This window comes from Bradyrhizobium septentrionale (assembly GCF_011516645.4).
GTDB classification, from domain to species: Bacteria; Pseudomonadota; Alphaproteobacteria; order Rhizobiales; family Xanthobacteraceae; genus Bradyrhizobium; species Bradyrhizobium septentrionale.
The window spans coordinates 141,794-158,522 of sequence record NZ_CP088285.1; the positions used below are offsets into that span (position 1 = coordinate 141,794).

18 protein-coding genes are annotated in these 16,729 nt (G+C 64.6%); 12 read left to right on the forward strand and 6 right to left on the reverse strand.

Annotated features, from left to right (window positions below; translation table 11 throughout):
- The first annotated feature begins 148 nt into the window (after nt 1–148).
- From HAP48_RS02620 to HAP48_RS02640, 5 genes are all read left to right on the forward strand, one after another.
- Complete coding sequence (locus HAP48_RS02620) at nt 149–2,686, forward strand: ATP-dependent helicase (protein ID WP_176399256.1); 2,538 nt, start codon at nt 149–151, stop codon at nt 2,684–2,686.
- A 76-nt stretch (nt 2,687–2,762) separates the two neighbouring features.
- Nucleotides 2,763–3,176 (forward strand): hypothetical protein, encoded by a 414-nt coding sequence (locus HAP48_RS02625; RefSeq protein WP_029078878.1) that lies wholly within the window; start codon nt 2,763–2,765, stop codon nt 3,174–3,176.
- A complete protein-coding gene (locus HAP48_RS02630; RefSeq protein ID WP_175612366.1) occupies nt 3,176–3,856 on the forward strand; it encodes an OmpA family protein in 681 nt (226 codons plus the stop codon). The genes HAP48_RS02625 and HAP48_RS02630 overlap by 1 nt, the downstream gene beginning before the upstream one ends.
- A 149-nt stretch (nt 3,857–4,005) precedes the next feature.
- Complete coding sequence (locus tag HAP48_RS02635) at nt 4,006–4,929, forward strand: ABC transporter ATP-binding protein (protein ID WP_166214999.1); 924 nt, start codon at nt 4,006–4,008, stop codon at nt 4,927–4,929.
- The gene (locus HAP48_RS02640) at nt 4,926–5,687 is read left to right on the forward strand and encodes an ABC transporter permease (RefSeq protein ID WP_166214996.1); all 762 of its coding nucleotides are present in this window, start codon (nt 4,926–4,928) and stop codon (nt 5,685–5,687) included. Before HAP48_RS02635 ends, HAP48_RS02640 begins: the two co-directional genes overlap by 4 nt.
- A gap of 155 nt (nt 5,688–5,842) precedes the next feature.
- On the opposite strand, the gene HAP48_RS02645 is transcribed toward HAP48_RS02640, so the two are convergent.
- A complete protein-coding gene (locus tag HAP48_RS02645) occupies nt 5,843–6,172 on the reverse strand; it encodes a hypothetical protein (RefSeq protein ID WP_166214994.1) in 330 nt (109 codons plus the stop codon).
- A 302-nt stretch (nt 6,173–6,474) separates the two neighbouring features.
- Here HAP48_RS02645 and HAP48_RS02650 point away from each other — a divergent pair, with 302 nt between their 5' ends.
- Nucleotides 6,475–7,269 (forward strand): L,D-transpeptidase, encoded by a 795-nt coding sequence (locus tag HAP48_RS02650; RefSeq protein WP_166214992.1) that lies wholly within the window; start codon nt 6,475–6,477, stop codon nt 7,267–7,269.
- Between the two features lie 260 nt (nt 7,270–7,529).
- Nucleotides 7,530–8,381 (forward strand): alpha/beta fold hydrolase, encoded by an 852-nt coding sequence (locus tag HAP48_RS02655; RefSeq protein WP_224496890.1) that lies wholly within the window; start codon nt 7,530–7,532, stop codon nt 8,379–8,381.
- Between the two features lie 94 nt (nt 8,382–8,475).
- On the opposite strand, the gene HAP48_RS02660 is transcribed toward HAP48_RS02655, so the two are convergent.
- On the reverse strand, nt 8,476–9,036 hold the full coding sequence (locus tag HAP48_RS02660; RefSeq protein WP_166214990.1) for a DUF308 domain-containing protein: 561 nt from the start codon (nt 9,034–9,036) through the stop codon (nt 8,476–8,478).
- A gap of 138 nt (nt 9,037–9,174) precedes the next feature.
- On the opposite strand from HAP48_RS02660, the gene HAP48_RS02665 reads away from it, so the two are divergent.
- Nucleotides 9,175–9,762, forward strand: coding sequence for a TetR/AcrR family transcriptional regulator (locus HAP48_RS02665; RefSeq protein ID WP_166214988.1), 588 nt, complete (start codon nt 9,175–9,177; stop codon nt 9,760–9,762).
- Nucleotides 9,763–9,779: 17 nt separating this feature from the next.
- On the opposite strand, the gene HAP48_RS02670 is transcribed toward HAP48_RS02665, so the two are convergent.
- Nucleotides 9,780–12,044 (reverse strand): fused MFS/spermidine synthase, encoded by a 2,265-nt coding sequence (locus HAP48_RS02670; protein WP_166214986.1) that lies wholly within the window; start codon nt 12,042–12,044, stop codon nt 9,780–9,782.
- A 177-nt stretch (nt 12,045–12,221) separates the two neighbouring features.
- On the opposite strand from HAP48_RS02670, the gene HAP48_RS02675 reads away from it, so the two are divergent.
- Nucleotides 12,222–13,823, forward strand: a complete 1,602-nt coding sequence (locus HAP48_RS02675; protein WP_166214984.1) for a phytoene desaturase family protein — start codon at nt 12,222–12,224, stop codon at nt 13,821–13,823.
- 144 nt (nt 13,824–13,967) lie between these two features.
- Here HAP48_RS02675 and HAP48_RS02680 read toward each other — a convergent pair whose 3' ends face one another.
- Nucleotides 13,968–14,201, reverse strand: coding sequence for a hypothetical protein (locus tag HAP48_RS02680; protein ID WP_166214982.1), 234 nt, complete (start codon nt 14,199–14,201; stop codon nt 13,968–13,970).
- Nucleotides 14,202–14,408: 207 nt separating this feature from the next.
- Nucleotides 14,409–14,573: a Flp family type IVb pilin gene (locus HAP48_RS02685; RefSeq protein ID WP_166214980.1), complete on the reverse strand. Its 165-nt coding sequence runs from the start codon at nt 14,571–14,573 to the stop codon at nt 14,409–14,411.
- Nucleotides 14,574–14,746: 173 nt separating this feature from the next.
- Between HAP48_RS02685 and HAP48_RS02690 the strand changes: the two genes are divergently transcribed.
- From HAP48_RS02690 to HAP48_RS02700, 3 genes are all read left to right on the forward strand, one after another.
- Nucleotides 14,747–15,631: a 50S ribosomal protein L11 methyltransferase gene (locus HAP48_RS02690; RefSeq protein WP_166214978.1), complete on the forward strand. Its 885-nt coding sequence runs from the start codon at nt 14,747–14,749 to the stop codon at nt 15,629–15,631.
- 1 nt (nt 15,632) lies between these two features.
- Nucleotides 15,633–16,136, forward strand: a complete 504-nt coding sequence (locus HAP48_RS02695; protein WP_166214976.1) for a hypothetical protein — start codon at nt 15,633–15,635, stop codon at nt 16,134–16,136.
- 79 nt (nt 16,137–16,215) lie between these two features.
- Nucleotides 16,216–16,485, forward strand: a complete 270-nt coding sequence (locus HAP48_RS02700; protein WP_166214974.1) for a hypothetical protein — start codon at nt 16,216–16,218, stop codon at nt 16,483–16,485.
- 7 nt (nt 16,486–16,492) lie between these two features.
- On the opposite strand, the gene HAP48_RS02705 is transcribed toward HAP48_RS02700, so the two are convergent.
- Nucleotides 16,493–16,678: a hypothetical protein gene (locus tag HAP48_RS02705; RefSeq protein ID WP_166214972.1), complete on the reverse strand. Its 186-nt coding sequence runs from the start codon at nt 16,676–16,678 to the stop codon at nt 16,493–16,495.
- Nucleotides 16,679–16,729 lie beyond the last annotated feature (51 nt).

Below are 16,729 nucleotides of genomic sequence, written 5' to 3' on the forward strand. Positions count from 1 at the left end.
GTTGTGCGCTGCTGCCGAAACCGTTCCAAGCAGCCGCGATAAAACCTGTCAAAACGGCCGATCAGGCCCTATATGCCCCTCAATCCCTGTTAAGAAGGCTCCCCTTCACCGTCCCACGGTGCCATCGTGGGGCCGAGACGATTCGCTGATGACCGAGCCGAGCAAATTGCCCCCTCACGGCGTTCCCGAGCACCAGCCGGTGGCTGGGGGCATCGCCGCGCGTGCGCGGGCGGCTGCCGGTCCGCAATATCTCCACGGCCTCAATCCGGAGCAGCGCGAGGCGGTCGAGACGCTCGACGGCCCCGTGCTGGTGCTCGCCGGCGCCGGCACCGGCAAGACGCGGGTGCTGACCACGCGCATCGCGCATATCCTGAGCCAGAGCCGCGCGCGGCCGCACGAGATCCTGTCGGTGACCTTCACCAACAAGGCGGCACGCGAGATGAAGCTGCGGCTCGGCCAGATGCTGGGCCAGGCGGTCGAGGGCATGCCGTGGCTCGGCACCTTCCACTCGATCGGCGGCCGCATCCTGCGCATCCATGCCGAGCTGGTGCAGCTCAAGTCCAACTTCACGGTGCTCGACGTCGACGACCAGGTGCGGCTGCTCAAGCAGCTGCTGCAGGCCGAGAACATCGACGACAAGCGCTGGCCGGCGCGGATGCTGGCCGGCCTGATCGACAGTTGGAAGAACCGCGGGCTGTCGCCGTCGCAGGTGCCGTCGGGCGAGGCCGCCTCGTTCGGCAACGGCAAGGGCGGCAAGATCTACGCGACCTATCAGGAGCGGCTGAAGATCCTCAACGCCGCCGATTTCGGCGACCTGCTGCTCGAGAACATCAGGCTGTTCCGCGAGAACCCCGATGTGCTCCGGCAGTACCAGAACCGCTTCAAGTTCATCCTGGTCGACGAATATCAGGACACCAACGTCGCGCAGTATCTGTGGCTGCGGCTGCTGTCGCAGGCGCCGTCGCAGCCCGGCCTGCCGCTGTCGGCGGTGATTCCGGGTCCGATCGATGATGCGGCCGCAAAGCAAGCAGCAAGCGCACAGCCCGCGCTGGCCGCTCCCTCTGCGCCGCTCAAGAACATCTGCTGCGTCGGCGACGACGACCAGTCGATCTATGGCTGGCGCGGCGCCGAGGTCGACAACATCCTGCGCTTCGACCACGATTTTCCCGGCGCCAAGGTGATCCGGCTCGAGCGCAACTACCGCTCCACCGGCCACATCCTGGCCGCGGCCTCGCATCTGATCGCGCATAATGAAGGCCGGCTCGGCAAGACGCTGCGCACCGAGGATGTCGACGGCGAGAAGGTCACCGTCACCGGCTCCTGGGATTCGGAAGAGGAAGCGCGCGCGATCGGCGAGGAGCTCGAGGAGTTGCAGCGCGCGGGCGAAAACCTCAACGACGTCGCCATCCTGGTGCGCGCCTCGTTCCAGATGCGCGAGTTCGAAGACCGCTTCGTCACGCTCGGCCTGCCCTATCGCGTGATCGGCGGCCCCCGATTCTATGAGCGCGCCGAAATCCGCGATGCGCTGGCCTATCTGCGCACCATCAACTCGCCGGCCGACGATCTCGCCTTCGAGCGTATCGTCAACGTGCCCAAACGGGGCCTCGGCGACGCCACCGTGCAGCTGCTGCACGACCATGCCCGCAAGCGCCGCATTCCGCTGTTCGAGGCGGCGCGCGCCGTGGTCGACACCGACGAGCTGAAACCGAAGGCGCGCGGCTCGCTGCGCGATCTCGTCATGCAGTTCGACCGCTGGCGCGCCCAGCGCGAGGTTGTCTCGCATACCGAGCTCGCCGAGATCGTGCTCGACGAGAGCGGCTATACCGAGATGTGGCAGAAGGACCGCTCGGCTGACGCCGCAGGCCGCCTGGACAACCTCAAGGAGCTGGTGCGTTCGATGGAGGAATTCGAGAACCTGCAAGGGTTTCTCGAACATATCTCGCTGGTGATGGACCGCGACGGCGAAGCCGGCGACGAGGCGGTGTCGCTGATGACGCTGCATTCGGCCAAGGGCCTGGAGTTCGACAACGTGTTCCTGCCGGGCTGGGAGGAAGGCCTGTTCCCGAGCCAGCGCACGCTGGATGAACAGGGCCGCGCCGGGCTCGAGGAGGAGCGCCGCCTCGCCCATGTCGGGCTGACCCGCGCCCGCCGCCGCGCCAAGATCTATTTCGCCACCAACCGCCGCATCCATGGCACCTGGTCGACCACGATCCCCTCGCGCTTCCTCGACGAGTTGCCGGCGCACAATGTCGAGATCACCGAATCCAAGGGCGGCTCGGGCTGGGGCGGCAGCGGCGGCTATGGCGCCTCGCGCTTCGACAACCTCGAATCATTCGGCTCGAGCTACTCGACCCCGGGCTGGCAGCGCGCCCAGGCCAACCGCGGCCGCGGCGGCGGGGGGCGCAGCGGCGGCGGCTTCGAGGAGCGGCAATCGTCATTTTCAGGTTCGCGGAGCGATGGCTCCTCGGGCGGCTTCAATCGCAGCAAGCGCGGCCCCATGGTGATCGAAGGCGAGCTGGTGGCGAAATCCACCGGCACGGTATCGGAATTCTCGCTGGAGGACCGGGTGTTTCACCAGAAATTCGGCTACGGCCATGTGGTGAAGATCGACGGCAACAAGCTGACCATCGCCTTCGAAAAGGCCGGCGAGAAGAAGGTGGTCGACAGCTTTGTGGAACGGGTGTGACATAGCTGCCTTCCTTGGCGGCCTTCCCTGTTCGTAGCTCTTGACCCCAGTTGAATTCACGGGTTGAGATGGCCCCATGGTCCGGGGAGGGTTTTTCCTTTTTGTCATCGCGTTGACTGCGCCGTCGCTGGCGGTCGCGGAGACGATGAGCTTTGGCGATTCGGCCGCGCAGCTCGCCAAGGCCTGCGGCGCTGACATCACCGCCAACTGCCGCGGCGTCAATCTCGACGCCACTCGCCTCAAGGAGTGCCTGTCGCGCAACCGCGACGTGATATCGCCGCAGTGCAAGGAGACGTACTTCTCCACACTCGATACGATCCAGAAGCGGATCGCGGCGCGCGTAACGGTGGCAAACGCCTGCACCCGCGAGATCGTCAAGGTCTGCAACGGCTCGACCAAGGAGACCAGCAAGGCGGTGCCCTGCCTCGTCGCAGCCAAGGGCGTCAGCCGCAATTGCGCCCAGGCGATCAATGACGCGGGGTATCAATGATGCGGCGGTCGACGCTCCTGTTGCGCGATCTTGGCCTGTTGGGCCTGCTCGGCGCGCTGACGCTGCTGGCGGCGCCGCTCGCGCAGGCGCAGACCGCGGTGACGCGCGACGACGTCATCGCCAAGCTCAATCATTTCGAGACCGACGCCGCGATCGATGTCACCGCGCTGCGCCAGCAGACGCTCGAACGATCGAAGTCACGATTGAAGAACGAGCCGCCGCCGCAAAAGCGTCCGCCGATCGCTCCCGACCTGACCAAGCTGCCGGCGTTCAACGCCGACATCGCGTTCGACGTCGACACGCCGATCGTGATGCCGGAATCGTATCAGACGGTCGGACGGATCGCCGATGCGCTGACGCATTCCTCGCTGTTGCCCTACACATTCCTGATCGTCGGCCACATCGAATCGACCGGACGGCGCGACAACAACGTGCTGCTGAGCCAGCGGCGCGCAGACGCGATCCGCGACATCCTGGTCAACACCTTCAAGATCGCGCCGAAGCGCCTGCAATCGGTCGGGCTCGGCGAAGAGCAGTTGCTCGACCCCGCCCGCCCCAACGCGCCGGTCAACAACCAACTGCAGATCATGCTGGTCGCGAAAGTCGCCGACGAGCCGCCCGCGCACCCGGCGCCGGCGGCAGCCGCCAAGAAGCCGGCGAAGCCAGCCAAGAGGCACTAGCGCGGCTTTTCCGCCACGCCGCAGAATAAGTTTCTGCGCTGCCGGGTGATTGCGGAACGGAATATGCGTTCCTATCTGCGCTTGACCCGCATCCCGCCCCGCCCGGGCCCCAATCCGCGCGCGCCCCTCCCTCACGCTTTCGATCCTTCATGTCGCCGATCATTTCCGTATCCAATCTTTCGAAGACCTACGGCTCCGGCTTCAAGGCGCTGAAGGGCATCAATCTTGATATCAACCGTGGCGAGATCTTCGCGCTGCTCGGGCCGAACGGCGCCGGCAAGACCACGCTGATCAGCATCATCTGCGGCATCGCCAATCCGAGCGAGGGCCGCATCACGATCGGCGGCCACGACATCATCGGCGACTATCGCGCGGCGCGGTCGATGATCGGGCTGGTTCCGCAGGAACTGCACACCGACGCGTTCGAATCGGTCTGGGCGACCGTCAGCTTCAGCCGCGGCCTGTTCGGCAAGCCGAAGAATCCCGCCCATATCGAGAAGGTGCTGCGCGACCTGTCGCTGTGGGACAAGAAGGACGACAAGATCATCACGCTGTCCGGCGGCATGAAACGCCGTGTGATGATCGCCAAGGCGCTGTCGCACGAGCCGCAGATCCTGTTCCTCGACGAGCCCACCGCCGGCGTCGACGTCGAATTGCGCAAGGGCATGTGGGAAGTGGTTCGCACGCTGCAGGCTGCCGGCGTCACCATCATCCTGACCACGCACTACATCGAGGAAGCCGAGGAGATGGCCGACCGCATCGGGGTCATCAACAAGGGCGAGATCATCCTGATCGAGGACAAGGCGACCTTGATGCAGAAGCTTGGCAAGAAGCAGCTGACGCTGCATCTGCAGAGCAAGCTCGACGCCGTTCCGCCCGCGCTTGCCGCCTACCATCTCGAATTGTCCGACGACGGCCGCGCGGTGACCTATGACTACGACACCAAGGGTGACCGCACCGGCATCACCAGCCTGCTCAGCGACCTCCGCAATGCCGGCGTCCGCATCTCCGATCTCGATACCAGGCAGAGCTCCCTCGAAGACATCTTCGTCAGCATCGTGAGGGCGCCATGAACTACCGCGCAATCCGGGCTATCTATCTGTTCGAAATGGCGCGCACCTGGCGCACGCTGCTGCAGAGCATCGTCTCGCCTGTCGTCTCGACCTCGCTGTATTTCGTGGTGTTCGGCGCCGCGATCGGCTCGCGCATCACCCAGGTCGAGGGCGTCAGCTACGGCACCTTCATCGTGCCGGGGCTCGTGATGCTGTCGGTGCTGACGCAGAGCATCTCCAACGCCTCGTTCGGCATCTACTTCCCGAAATTCGTCGGCACGATCTACGAGATCCTGTCGGCGCCGATCTCCTATTTCGAGATCGTGATCGGCTATGTCGGCGCCGCCGCCACCAAGTCGATCATCCTCGGCCTGATCATCCTGGCGACCGCCGGACTTTTTGTGCCTTTGCATATCCAGCATCCGGTCTGGATGCTGACCTTCCTGGTGCTGACCGCCGTCACCTTCAGCCTGTTCGGCTTCATCATCGGCATCTGGGCCGACGGCTTCGAGAAGCTGCAGATGATCCCGATGCTGGTGGTGACGCCGCTGACCTTCCTCGGCGGCAGCTTTTATTCGGTGAACATGCTGCCGTCGGGCTGGCGCACCATCACGCTGCTCAATCCCGTGGTCTACCTGATCTCCGGCTTCCGCTGGAGCTTCTACGAGATCGCCGATGTCAGCGTGGCGCTGAGTCTCGGCATGACCGTGGGATTCCTGGTGGCCTGCATGGCCATCGTGGCGTGGATCTTCAGGACTGGCTATGGGCTGAAGAACTGACTTGCGAAAGCAAGTCATTCCGGGGCGCGCCTTAGCGCGAACCTCAGATGCGCAATCGCGCATCGGGGAATCTCGAGATTCCGGGTTCATGCTTCCGCCTTCGCTCTTCGAGCTTCGGCGGACAAGTCGCATGCCCCGGAATGACGGTCACCGTCTCAATAACAATGGAAATGGCCGTGGCGGTAATAGCCGCGGCAGCGGTGACCGCGGCGGTAGCCGCGATCCGGAATGCCGAACACACCTTTGACCGCGCCCATGGCGCCGCCAACACCGGCGCCGACGGCGCCACCGACCACGCCGCCGACCGGGCCGGCGACCCGGTTGCCCTCATAGGCACCCTCATGGGCGCCACGGACGATGCCCTGGGCATGGCCGGCATGGGGGACTGCCACCAGCGCCAAAGCGAGGGCTGCGGCCGCAAGCAGGATCCGCGCGGAGAGGCCGGCGGGGACGACGGCCGCGGTCTTAACCTTGGTGTTGTTCATCTGGATTCCTTGAAGCTCGGCGCGATCGCGCCGCCGGGGCGGGATTGTGAAACGCCCATGCGGCCAGATGGTTGCGTGTTGGCGGCCAATTGCTGGCATCGTCGCGGCCCGCTCGCGAAAAAGTCAGGCCGCCGCGACCGGCAGGCCCGGCTTCGGCCTTGTTTGCGCCGTGCGCGGGATTAACGATGGCGCTTAACGATGGCCTGGGTCCGCGACTGGAACCAAGTTCGGATTCCGTGCATATTGGTTGCCGGGGACGGAGAGCCGCGGCATCGCGATCAGGCCTGGAGGCCAAAGGTAAAATGCGTTCGTTCCTCATTGCGTTCACTTCCGTGATGCTTTTTGCGGCCGGCGCCGCGCAGGCCAAGGTCGATATCACCATCGACAAGGACAACCAGCAGATGACCGTCGCGGTCGACGGCGTCGCGCGCTATCACTGGCCGGTCTCGACCGGCATCCCCTCGCGCGAGACGCCGAACGGCAGCTTCCGCGCCTTCCGCATGGAAGAGGACCACTACTCCAAGGAATTCGACGACGCGCCGATGCCGCACTCGATCTTCTTCACCAAGATCGGACACGCGATTCACGGCACGGACTCGGTGAACCGGCTCGGCTCGCCGGCCTCGCATGGCTGCGTGCGGCTGTCGCGCGACAACGCAACGACGCTCTACGCGCTGGTCCAGAAGCAAGGCGTGCTCAACACCACGGTGACGCTGACCGGCTCATCCCAGGTCGCACTGGCGCGCAATCCGCGTGGGCGCAACGGCACCGCCGTCGCCCGCCGCGCGCCGCAGCAAGACGAGCAATACGGCACCGCTGCCGCCGGCGACCCCGTCGTGCTGACGCCGCAGCCGCGCGAATATCCGGCGCAGGCCCGCGCCGATGACGGCTTCATCTATCCGGCCGACGGCAGTTCGACTGCGCAGCGCTACCCGGCGCCGCCGTCAAGCCGCCGCGTCTACGACGCGCAGGGCTATGGCCAGCAACAATACTACGGCAACCAGGGCTACGCGCCGGCGCCGCAGGGCAATTACCAGCCGCGGCCGTCCTACCAGCAGCAGCAGCGCGGCTTCTACGGCAACAACTATCAGGACTGAGACGCAGTCTCCTGATCCACTGACGGCGCCGCACGCCGCGCGCCGTCAGTTCACGATCCCCTCACCCGCTTGTGACCGCTGCAAAGCGCCCGCATCGTCGGCCGCCGTGGCCCGTCGTCGCGTCGTCATCTGATTGTAAAATTAGCCCGATATTCGGCGGCAATAGCGCCCGCCTTGGCCTCTGGAGGCCGATTCACGCGGAGTACCTGACGACATCAGGGCGAGAAGCGCGGGTCACGTAGGCAGTATCAGAGGTCGAAATGAAACGGGGCTTCATTGTCCTTTGCCTGTGCGTCGTGGCGATGGCCGGCTATTTCACGATGGACCGATGGGCGATCCGTCACACGATGCTGACGTTCCATGACGTGCTGCGCGACGACCGCAACGTCACGGTCGAGGTGGCGGTCCGTCGCGACCGGCAGATGCAGGCGATGGCCGAGATGATCGAATTGCCGGTCGCGATCCTGAGCCACGGCAACACCGTCAAGAACACCGAGTATTCGTTCCTCACCAATCTGTTCGCGTCGCGCGGCTACCTCGTGGTCAGCATCCAGCATGATCTCGACAGCGATGCGCCGATGGTGACCAAGGTCGGCGAGGAATATGTCGGCCGCCGCATGCAATACAATCGCGGCGTCTTCAACATCATGTATGCGATCGACGAGCTCAAGAAGCTCTATCCGAACGCAAACTATCGCCAGCTGACGCTGATCGGCCATTCGAACGGCGGCGACATCTCGATGTTCTTCGCCAAGCAGCATCCCGATTTGGTCAAGAAGGTCGTGACGCTGGACAATCTGCGCGTCCCCTTCATCACCGACGGCAAGATCAAGATCCTCTCGTTCCGCTCCAGGGACCCGGTGTTCAAGGCCGATCCGGGCGTCGTGCCCGACGACGAGACCTGCGCCCGGCTCGGCATCAAGGTGGTACGAACCGAATTCCAGCACAACGACCTCAGCGACCGCGGCCCCGACAGCGCCAAGTCGTCGATCCAGGCCGGGGTCGAGCAATTCCTCGACGAGGACAATGCCGAGAGCACGCCGACGATGCCGCTGCTCGCAGCGTCAAGCCCGGACAAGGAGAAGGCTGCGGCGACAGCCGACGACAGGTAACGGGCGGTCGAACGGCCAGCTGGAGCCTCGGTTCTGATTCAATCAGAACCGAAGCTCCAGTGCCTGCGTGCTCTCTGATGCGACGAGGCCGCTCTTACGCATGCGCGTTGCGATAGGCTGTCGCAACGAGCCAGATTGCGGACACCAGGAAGTAGAACGCGCCGAACCCCGCATAGGGAGCGACGTCCAAAATCGTTGGCGCGACGGTGCCAATGGATTGGCTGATCATGTAGCCACCGGCGAGGGCCGACTGCGCGCCGCTCAGGATCATTGCCCATTGCGCACCGTAATGACGCCAGCGCCTTGCTCCCGTGTACAGCTGCAGCAGACCCGCAAGTATCGCCCAGACTCCGAACACGGCCAGCACGGCATATGTGCTGTGGCTAACCGCCACAATCACGGCGAGCGCCGTTACCGTGCTGACCGCGACGTTCAATGCCTGGGATGGGTTGGCCTGCAGGCCGCCATTGACCCGGGCGTCGGCCAGATTGGCGATGGCGTCCCATGCCGGGTAGATCACGAGCAGAAACGCGGTGACGCCGGGTCGTCCGCTGAACAGAACGGCGGCGGCAACCCAGGCGATCGAGAATATGCCGCGCCCGAGATAATACGATCGCAACCAGGAGGATTGGGTCGAAAGGTGACTTTGTTGCATTGACTGGCTCCACGCTTACCTTCCTACTAGTAGGTAGATATGCCTTTTGAGTCAATCCGACGCCCGGACACCTTCTTGTGTGGGACGGGAGAGCTGGGATAGCTTGACAAGCTTACCTACTGGAAGGTAGGCGCCATTATGAACCCGACGATTTCGACCTCAGAAAAAATTCTCAACGTCGCCCAGTCTCTCATCGTCGCGGGAGGCTACAACGCGTTCAGCTATGCCGACATTGCGGATGCGATCGGCATCAGGAAGGCGAGCATTCACCATCACTTTCCGACCAAGGCTGAACTGGTGTCGGTGCTGGTGGACCGCTACAGGCGGCAGGCGGAGCTGGGCCTGAAGTCTCTCCAAGAGCAGTTCTCGAGCCCGGCCGAACAGCTGCGGTCTTATCTGAACTTCTGGCAGACGTGCATTCGGGATGCCTCGCTGCCCTTCTGCGTCTGCGCGATGCTTGCCGGCGAGATGCCGATGTTGCCGGACGAGGTCGCTTCACGCGTCCGGGCTCATTTCCATGATCTGGCGAGATGGCTGACGTCGGTGCTGCAGGCCGGCGCAGAGCAGCATTTGTTCCACTTGAACAAGCGGCCGGAAGATGAGGCTCAAATGCTGATGGCATCGGTCCACGGCGCAATGCTCTCTGCGCGGGCTTTCAACGATCCCGAGCTGTTCGTCGCAATAGTCAACTCCCAGATCGCGAAGCTGCTGGTAGCGGATCGCTAGGGCAAGACCGATCAAGCCTACTGCTCGCCGTCGCGCAGGCGGCGGTACACCGCACCCAGCACGTTCGAATAATCGTCGGTCCAGACCCGCTGCTTCTCGTCGGCTTCGGTCTCGGTCCAGACATCCGACGATGCGAGCTTGCCGACATCGGCCTCCTCGCGCGCCGAGACCACCACCGAGGTCGAGAAGATGTACTCGTTATCGCGGCCGGAATCCTCGCTGTAGACCCAGCTCTTCATGTCGTTGGCGTCGGCGATGCCGACCACGACGCTGGCGAGTTCGAGGTGACGGTTGGAGACGTGCATCACGACCGCGCCCTGCGGCGCCAGCTTCTGCTTGTAGATCGCCATCGCCTCCTCGGTGGCGAGATGGATCGGGATCGCGTCCGACGAATAGGCGTCGACGATGATGAGATCGTAGACGCCGTCCGGCTCCTTGGCGAAGGTCAGCCGCGCATCGCCGATCACGGGCTTCAGGTTCGGCTCGCAGTTCTGGATGTAGGTGAAGTATTTCGGGTCGCGCGCGGTGTCGACCATCGACTGGTCGATCTCGAAGAAGCGCCAGTCGTCGCCGGGCTGTGATGCGCAGGTCAGCGTCCCCGAGCCGAGCCCGATCACCGCGACCTTCAACGGCGCGCCCTTGCGCTCGCGGATCGCCGTGATCGCCTGCCCGATGCCGCCGTCCTTGTGATAGTAGCTGATCGGCTCCGGCCGCCCGGTGACCGGCGTGCCGTCGTCGTTCCTGAACTTCTCGGCGCCGTGGATCGTGGTGCCGTGCATCAGCACGTGATACTGCCCGTTCGGCGTCACCACGATCTTGTGCACGCCGAAGAAGCTGCGCACGGTTTCGACGCGGCCGTCATCGGACGGATAGGCGCGCAGCACCACCAGCGCGACGACGACGGTGGCAAAGATCTTCCAGCGATTGGCGTTCAGCGCGAGCGCCAATAGCGCCGAGGCCACGCCGACGGCGCCGATCACCCAGACCCTGCGGTCGTCGAACCAGTTGAAGATGTCGCCGGCCGAATAGCTCGGCGCGATCAGCGCCACCGCCAGCACCGCGAGGAACGGCCAGTACCAGGCGCTCCAGCGCGGCAGCCGCTCGGCGCGGCCGGGCGGCCGGCACAGCGCCGCGAGCGCCAGAAGGATCGGATATTCGGCGACCCACGAGAAAGTAAAAGGCGCAATAAGCCCCGCGAACAAGCCACCGACCATCCCGCCGAACGACAGCGCGACATAGAAGCCGGTGAGGTATTTCGCGGCCGGGCGGGTGCGCGCGAGCTCGCCGTGACAAGCCATCGCGATGATGAAGAAGCAGAGCTGATGGCCGCCGAGCGTGAGCAGCAGGTTCTGCTCGCCGCCGACCGCGAGCAGGATCACGACGCCGGCGATCGCCAGCGGCTGCGCCAGCAGCATCCATTTGTGCGGCAGCAGCGGCCGCGACTGGAACACCAGCACCCAGGTCAAGAGATACAGCGACAGCGGCAGCACCCACAGCAGGGGCGCCGCGGCGACGTCAGTCGAGATATGCGCGGTCACCGCGATCAAGAGGCCGGAGGGCACGGCGGCGAGGAAGATCCAGCGCGCCCGCTGCGGCCAGGACGGCGCCGGCGCGTTGGCATCATCGGCCGGCATGTTGAGCGCGCCGGCATTGGCCGGCGATCGCAACAGCAGCAGGCCGCAACCCGCGATCAGAACGATCAAGAGACCATAGCCGCCGGTCCAGATCAGGTTCTGGGTGCGCAACGTGAACATCGGCTCGAGCAGCACCGGATAGGACAACAGCGCCAGGAAGCTGCCGATGTTCGAGGAGGCGTAAAGAAAATACGGGTCGGGGCCATTGGGGTGGCCGGTGCGCACGAACCAGGCCTGCAGCAGCGGATTGTTGGCGGCGAGCGCGAAGAACGGCAGGCCGATCGAGACCACGAACAGGCCGAGCAGCCAGATCGCATAGCCCGAAGTCGGCGGCTCGCCCCAGCCGCTCTTGATCGACAGCGGCAACGTCAGCAACGCAATGACGAGCAGCACCAGATGCACCACGATCGGCACGATGCGGCTGTTCAGCTTCATCAGCAGATGCGCATAGGCATAGCCGCCGAGCAGCAGCGACTGGAAGAACACCATCGCCACCGACCACACCGCCGGCGAGCCGCCGAGCCGCGGCAGCACCATCTTGGTGAACAGCGGCTGCACCGAGAACAGCAACAGGGCGCTGACGAAGATCGCGGCGGTATAGACGACCAGCACCAGCCGGTTTCGCGAGGCGGACGGCTCAGATGTCATGAAAGCTCCGGCATGGACCCGGCGGGCGCCGGAGGCGGACGGTCCGGCGGCAGCGCACCGGAGGAGGAGAATTGAGCATAAGGCAGTATCACGGACAAGAAACCGCGGTCACGCGGACTTGACGACGCGGCGCTGCGGCGCCAATCAACGCTATAGTCACACCTTGTTGAAGCGGACATGAACGAAACGGACGTCGTCATCATCGGTGCGGGACACAACGGCCTCACCTGCGCGGCCTATCTTGCGATGGCGGGGTTGCGGGTGAAGGTTGTGGAACGCCGCAAGGTGGTCGGCGGCGCCGCCGTCACCGAGGAGTTCTGTCCGGGCTTCCGCAATTCGGTTGCCGCCTACACGGTGAGTTTGCTCAACCCGCAGATTATGTCTGACCTGAAACTTGCCGATCATGGCCTCAAGATCGTCGAGCGCCGCGCCCAGAACTTCCTCCCCGCGCCCGACGGCAGCTATTTGCTGACCGGCGAAGGCCGCACCGAGCAATCGGTCGCGAAGCTCAGCCAGCACGACGCGGCTGCAATCGGCGTGTTCTCCGGGGAACTCGAAGCCATCGCCGACGTGCTGCGGCAATTCGTGCTGCGCGCGCCGCCGAACCTCGTCGAGGGCTTTGGCATCAGCGCGATGAGCGAGGCCTTCAACGCGCTCGGCACCGCCAACATCCTGCGGCGGCTGTCGCTCGAGCAGCAGCGCGATCTGCTCGATCTGTTCACGCGCTCGGCCGGCGAGATGCTCGACGAGCGTTTCGAGAGTGATCTCGTCAAGGCACTGTTCGGCTTCGACGCCATCGTCGGCAACTATGCCAGCCCCTACGCCGCAGGCTCGGCCTATGTGATGCTGCATCATGCGTTTGGCGAGGTGAACGGCAAGAAGGGGGTCTGGGGCCACGCGATCGGCGGCATGGGCGCGATCACCCAGGCGATGGCGCGCGCCGCACGCGGCCATCGCGTCGAGATCGAGACCGAAGCCGGCGTGCGCGAGGTGATCGTCGAGAAGGATCGCGCGACTGGCGTCATCCTCGACAATGGCGAGACCATCCGCGCCAGATACGTCGTCTCGAACGTCAATCCAAAACTGCTGTACACGCGCCTGGTGCCGGCAGGCGCGCTGGCATCCGAATTCCTCGCGCGCATCTCGCGGTGGCAGAATGGTTCCGGCACATTCAGGATGAACGTGGCGCTCAGCGCCCTGCCCTCATTCACCGCGCTGCCCGGCCCCGGCGATCACCTCACCGCTGGAATCATCATCGCGCCAAGTCTCGGCTACATGGATCGCGCCTGGCGCGATGCGCGCGACTTCGGCTGGAGCCGCGCACCCGTCGTCGAGGTGCTGATCCCCTCGACGCTCGACGACTCGCTGAGCCCGCCGGACCAGCATGTCGCGAGCCTGTTCTGCCAGCACGTCGCGCCGCAACTGCCGGACGGAAAATCCTGGGACGACCATCGCGAGGAGGTCGCCGATCTGATGATCGCAACCGTCGACAGCTACGCGCCCGGCTTCGCGGCCGCCGTGGTCGGCCGCCAGATGCTGTCGCCGCTCGATCTGGAGCGGCAGTTTGGCCTCCTCGGCGGCGACATCTTTCACGGCGCGCTGACGCTGAACCAGCTGTTCTCGGCGCGTCCGATGCTCGGCCATGCCGACTACCGCGGCCCGCTCCGCGGCCTCTACCATTGCGGTTCCGGCGCCCATCCCGGCGGCGGCGTCACCGGCGCCCCCGGCCACAACGCCGCCCGCGCCATCCTGGCCGACCATCGCGCGCTGTTCGCATAGGGCGGATGACGGACCGCGCGGTGGGGGCAAGCTGTGGACAGGTCTGTTGAGAAGCTGTGGGTTGGTTGTGGGCAACCGGCGGCGCCTTGCGTGGGAAAGCCGGTGGACATCCCGGTGGATTGGCTGTGCAGCAGCGGTAGTGTCTCAGTTTGAATTTTTGGGCCAACCTTGGGCCTCTGCTCGGAATTTGTGGCCCGCTTCCGTCCACCGGCCAAAGCGGGTGTTGATATTTTCCATCAAGCCAAATTCCGCGAGCGCTTCTATTGCGTGCTCGCCGGCAGACATTGATAGGCTGTCTACTTGGCCCTTGTATTCATCGAGATACTGGTCGACCATCTTCACCAAGGCGACCAGCAGCGTCTTCTCTTGGTCAGTCATGCAGCCCCTCCCTTGCGAAGCAGCGCGAAGCCGACGAAATTTCAAACTGAGACACTACCAGACCGGCTGTGCAGCAGCGGCTGACAACCCGGCCACAACGCCCCGCATATCCTGTTGGCAAGTCGTGTATGGCTCTGTGGACGACTGCCCAAAAGAAAACACCGGGCGTCGTTGCCCGGTGTTTGCTCGAGAACGCCGTCTGCGCAATTACTTCAGGGAACCGCTGATCGAGTTGAAGGTCCCGCTCAGCGCCGTGCCGACGCCATTCACCGCAGCGATGATGGCGATGGCAATGCCGGTCGCAATCAGTCCGTATTCGATGGCCGTCGCGCCGGATTCGTTCTTCAAGAACTTAACGATAAAAGCCTTCATTGCAGCCCTGCCCTTGGTTGTGATGCCTTGGAGCAGCGGGAGAGGTTCCGCTGCCGGAACCAGTACTAGTACGGTAACATCTAAGGTTGTCTGAACCGGGAACCTATCAATTCTCGCGATATTCGAATGAATCCCGCTTGAAATTTTAACAAAAACCGCGCTACCGGCCTCCGATGACCCCATCCACACACCGCGCCAGCATCACCCTGTCAGACGAACCGACCGCAAAACGCGTGGTCGACGCGCTTTCCGAGTTGTTTTTCGAGGATCAGGCGGCCTTTGCAGCCTTCGAGCGGCCGGACGGCCGCTGGGACGTCACCGTCCATTTTGCCGAGCCGCCGGACCAATCCTTGCTGCGCGAGCTGATCGGACAGGTGGTGCGGCAGGATGTCGCAGAGACTTTAGTCTTTGATGTTGTTGAGGCAAAGGACTGGGTCAAGGCCAGCCTGGAGGACCTTGTCCCGGTCGCGGCCGGGCGCTTCATCGTCCACGGCCAGCATGACCGGCACAGAATTCCGCCCAACAAGCTCGGGATCGAGATCGAGGCGGCGCTCGCCTTCGGCACCGGCCATCACGGCACCACGCGCGGCTGCCTGCTGCTGCTCGACCACGTTCTGAAGGCGTATCAGCCCCGGCGGGTGCTCGACCTCGGCACCGGAACCGGCGTGCTGGGGATTGCCGCCGCCAAGGCGCTGCACGGCCGGGTGCTGGCCAGCGATATCGACCCGCCGTCCGTCCAGGTCGCCGCGGAGAACGCCCGGCTGAACGGCGCAGGTCATCTGGTCGATGTGATCCGCGCCACCGGCTTTGCGTCGCCGCGCTTTGCCGGGGATGGGCCGTTCGATCTGGTGCTCGCCAACATCCTGGCCAATCCGCTGCGCCAGCTGGCGGGGCCGATGGCCCGCCACCTCGCCGCGTCGGCACAGGTCATCCTCTCCGGCCTGCTGACCCACCAGGCGCCGGCTGTCATCGCCGCCTATCGCGCCCGCGGGCTGGTGCCGCTGCGGCATCTCAGAATCGAGGGCTGGAGCAGCCTGCTGCTGCGCTCGGTGAGGTGACATGACCGCGACCGGCAGACAGTGCGGCGACTGCACGCTCTGCTGCAAGGTGATGGCGATCGAGGAACTGGCGAAGCTTGCCAACGCATGGTGCGCGCATTGCAAGCCGGGGCGCGGCTGCCGGATCTACCCGAGCCGGCCGGCGGAATGCCGCTCGTTCAGCTGCGTCTGGCTCGTCAACGAGCTCCTGGAGGAGCACTGGAAGCCCTCCCGGTCGAAGCTTGTCCTGACCACATCGGACGACGGTCTCGAGGTCAGATGCGATCCGGGCTTCCCGGACGCCTGGCGCAGGGAGCCATTCCGCAACGAGCTGAGGGAGTGGGCGCTGTCCGGCGAGACGCTCGACATGACCGTCGTCGTCATCGTCGGTCAGCGAATCACGCTGGTGACGGCGGAGCGCGAGTTCGATCTGGGGTTCGTCGGGCCCGATGAGCGGATCGTGCGCGAGCTCGACGGCACCAGGGTCGTCAACGTGACCGTGGCGAAGGTGTCCGACCTGGAATAGTCAGACCCTTGCAACGGCAGGCATCATCAAGCGTTGGTCCGCGATCCTGTTCGTGATCTCTGCGAAGGAGACCGTCCGCATGAAACGTCCCACTTGCGCTTTCATCATCGCGGCGATCTTCGCTGTCGCGTCTGCGGCGGTCGCCAACGCCCAAGGCGCCGGCATCCGCCCCGTCGGCGACCGCAGCCGCGCCGGCGAACCCTATCGCGGTTATCCAACCGGGCGTCATGACAGCCGGCCGCCGGTACGCAGTGACGGTCGCGAGCGTGGCTGGCCCAGCGGATCATATCCTCTGGAGTACGAAGACCGGGACCGGGGCGTGTACCTCGGTCAACGTCACGATGATTGAAGGAGAGCTATTTGGACGGCGGAGGATCGCGGTCGGGAGTCTCGGCCTTGTCCTGACTGGCTGCACGCCTGGCGCGCGCCTCGACGAAACGGTCGAGCATCTGGACGATGACCCCACGCTGCTTCTGTTCGATCGGCGCGACCGGTCCGCGGGGGACCGGCGGCGAAATCTTCTCAAACGTGAATGCAGGCATCGTGCATCTCCTCACCGTTGAGTTGAGACACTCCTGGACACCCCCCGTACG

Bases quoted from the DNA above. Each gene is read 5' to 3' on its own strand.
- HAP48_RS02620 (WP_176399256.1), top strand. From the start codon at position 149: ATGACCGAGCCGAGCAAATTGCCCCCTCACGGCGTTCCCGAGCACCAG.
- HAP48_RS02625 (WP_029078878.1), top strand. From the start codon at position 2,763: ATGGTCCGGGGAGGGTTTTTCCTTTTTGTCATCGCGTTGACTGCGCCG.
- HAP48_RS02630 (WP_175612366.1), top strand. From the start codon at position 3,176: ATGCGGCGGTCGACGCTCCTGTTGCGCGATCTTGGCCTGTTGGGCCTG.
- HAP48_RS02635 (WP_166214999.1), top strand. From the start codon at position 4,006: ATGTCGCCGATCATTTCCGTATCCAATCTTTCGAAGACCTACGGCTCC.
- HAP48_RS02640 (WP_166214996.1), top strand. From the start codon at position 4,926: ATGAACTACCGCGCAATCCGGGCTATCTATCTGTTCGAAATGGCGCGC.
- HAP48_RS02645 (WP_166214994.1), bottom strand. From the start codon at position 6,172: ATGAACAACACCAAGGTTAAGACCGCGGCCGTCGTCCCCGCCGGCCTC.
- HAP48_RS02650 (WP_166214992.1), top strand. From the start codon at position 6,475: ATGCGTTCGTTCCTCATTGCGTTCACTTCCGTGATGCTTTTTGCGGCC.
- HAP48_RS02655 (WP_224496890.1), top strand. From the start codon at position 7,530: ATGAAACGGGGCTTCATTGTCCTTTGCCTGTGCGTCGTGGCGATGGCC.
- HAP48_RS02660 (WP_166214990.1), bottom strand. From the start codon at position 9,036: ATGCAACAAAGTCACCTTTCGACCCAATCCTCCTGGTTGCGATCGTAT.
- HAP48_RS02665 (WP_166214988.1), top strand. From the start codon at position 9,175: ATGAACCCGACGATTTCGACCTCAGAAAAAATTCTCAACGTCGCCCAG.
- HAP48_RS02670 (WP_166214986.1), bottom strand. From the start codon at position 12,044: ATGACATCTGAGCCGTCCGCCTCGCGAAACCGGCTGGTGCTGGTCGTC.
- HAP48_RS02675 (WP_166214984.1), top strand. From the start codon at position 12,222: ATGAACGAAACGGACGTCGTCATCATCGGTGCGGGACACAACGGCCTC.
- HAP48_RS02680 (WP_166214982.1), bottom strand. From the start codon at position 14,201: ATGACTGACCAAGAGAAGACGCTGCTGGTCGCCTTGGTGAAGATGGTC.
- HAP48_RS02685 (WP_166214980.1), bottom strand. From the start codon at position 14,573: ATGAAGGCTTTTATCGTTAAGTTCTTGAAGAACGAATCCGGCGCGACG.
- HAP48_RS02690 (WP_166214978.1), top strand. From the start codon at position 14,747: ATGACCCCATCCACACACCGCGCCAGCATCACCCTGTCAGACGAACCG.
- HAP48_RS02695 (WP_166214976.1), top strand. From the start codon at position 15,633: ATGACCGCGACCGGCAGACAGTGCGGCGACTGCACGCTCTGCTGCAAG.
- HAP48_RS02700 (WP_166214974.1), top strand. From the start codon at position 16,216: ATGAAACGTCCCACTTGCGCTTTCATCATCGCGGCGATCTTCGCTGTC.
- HAP48_RS02705 (WP_166214972.1), bottom strand. From the start codon at position 16,678: ATGCCTGCATTCACGTTTGAGAAGATTTCGCCGCCGGTCCCCCGCGGA.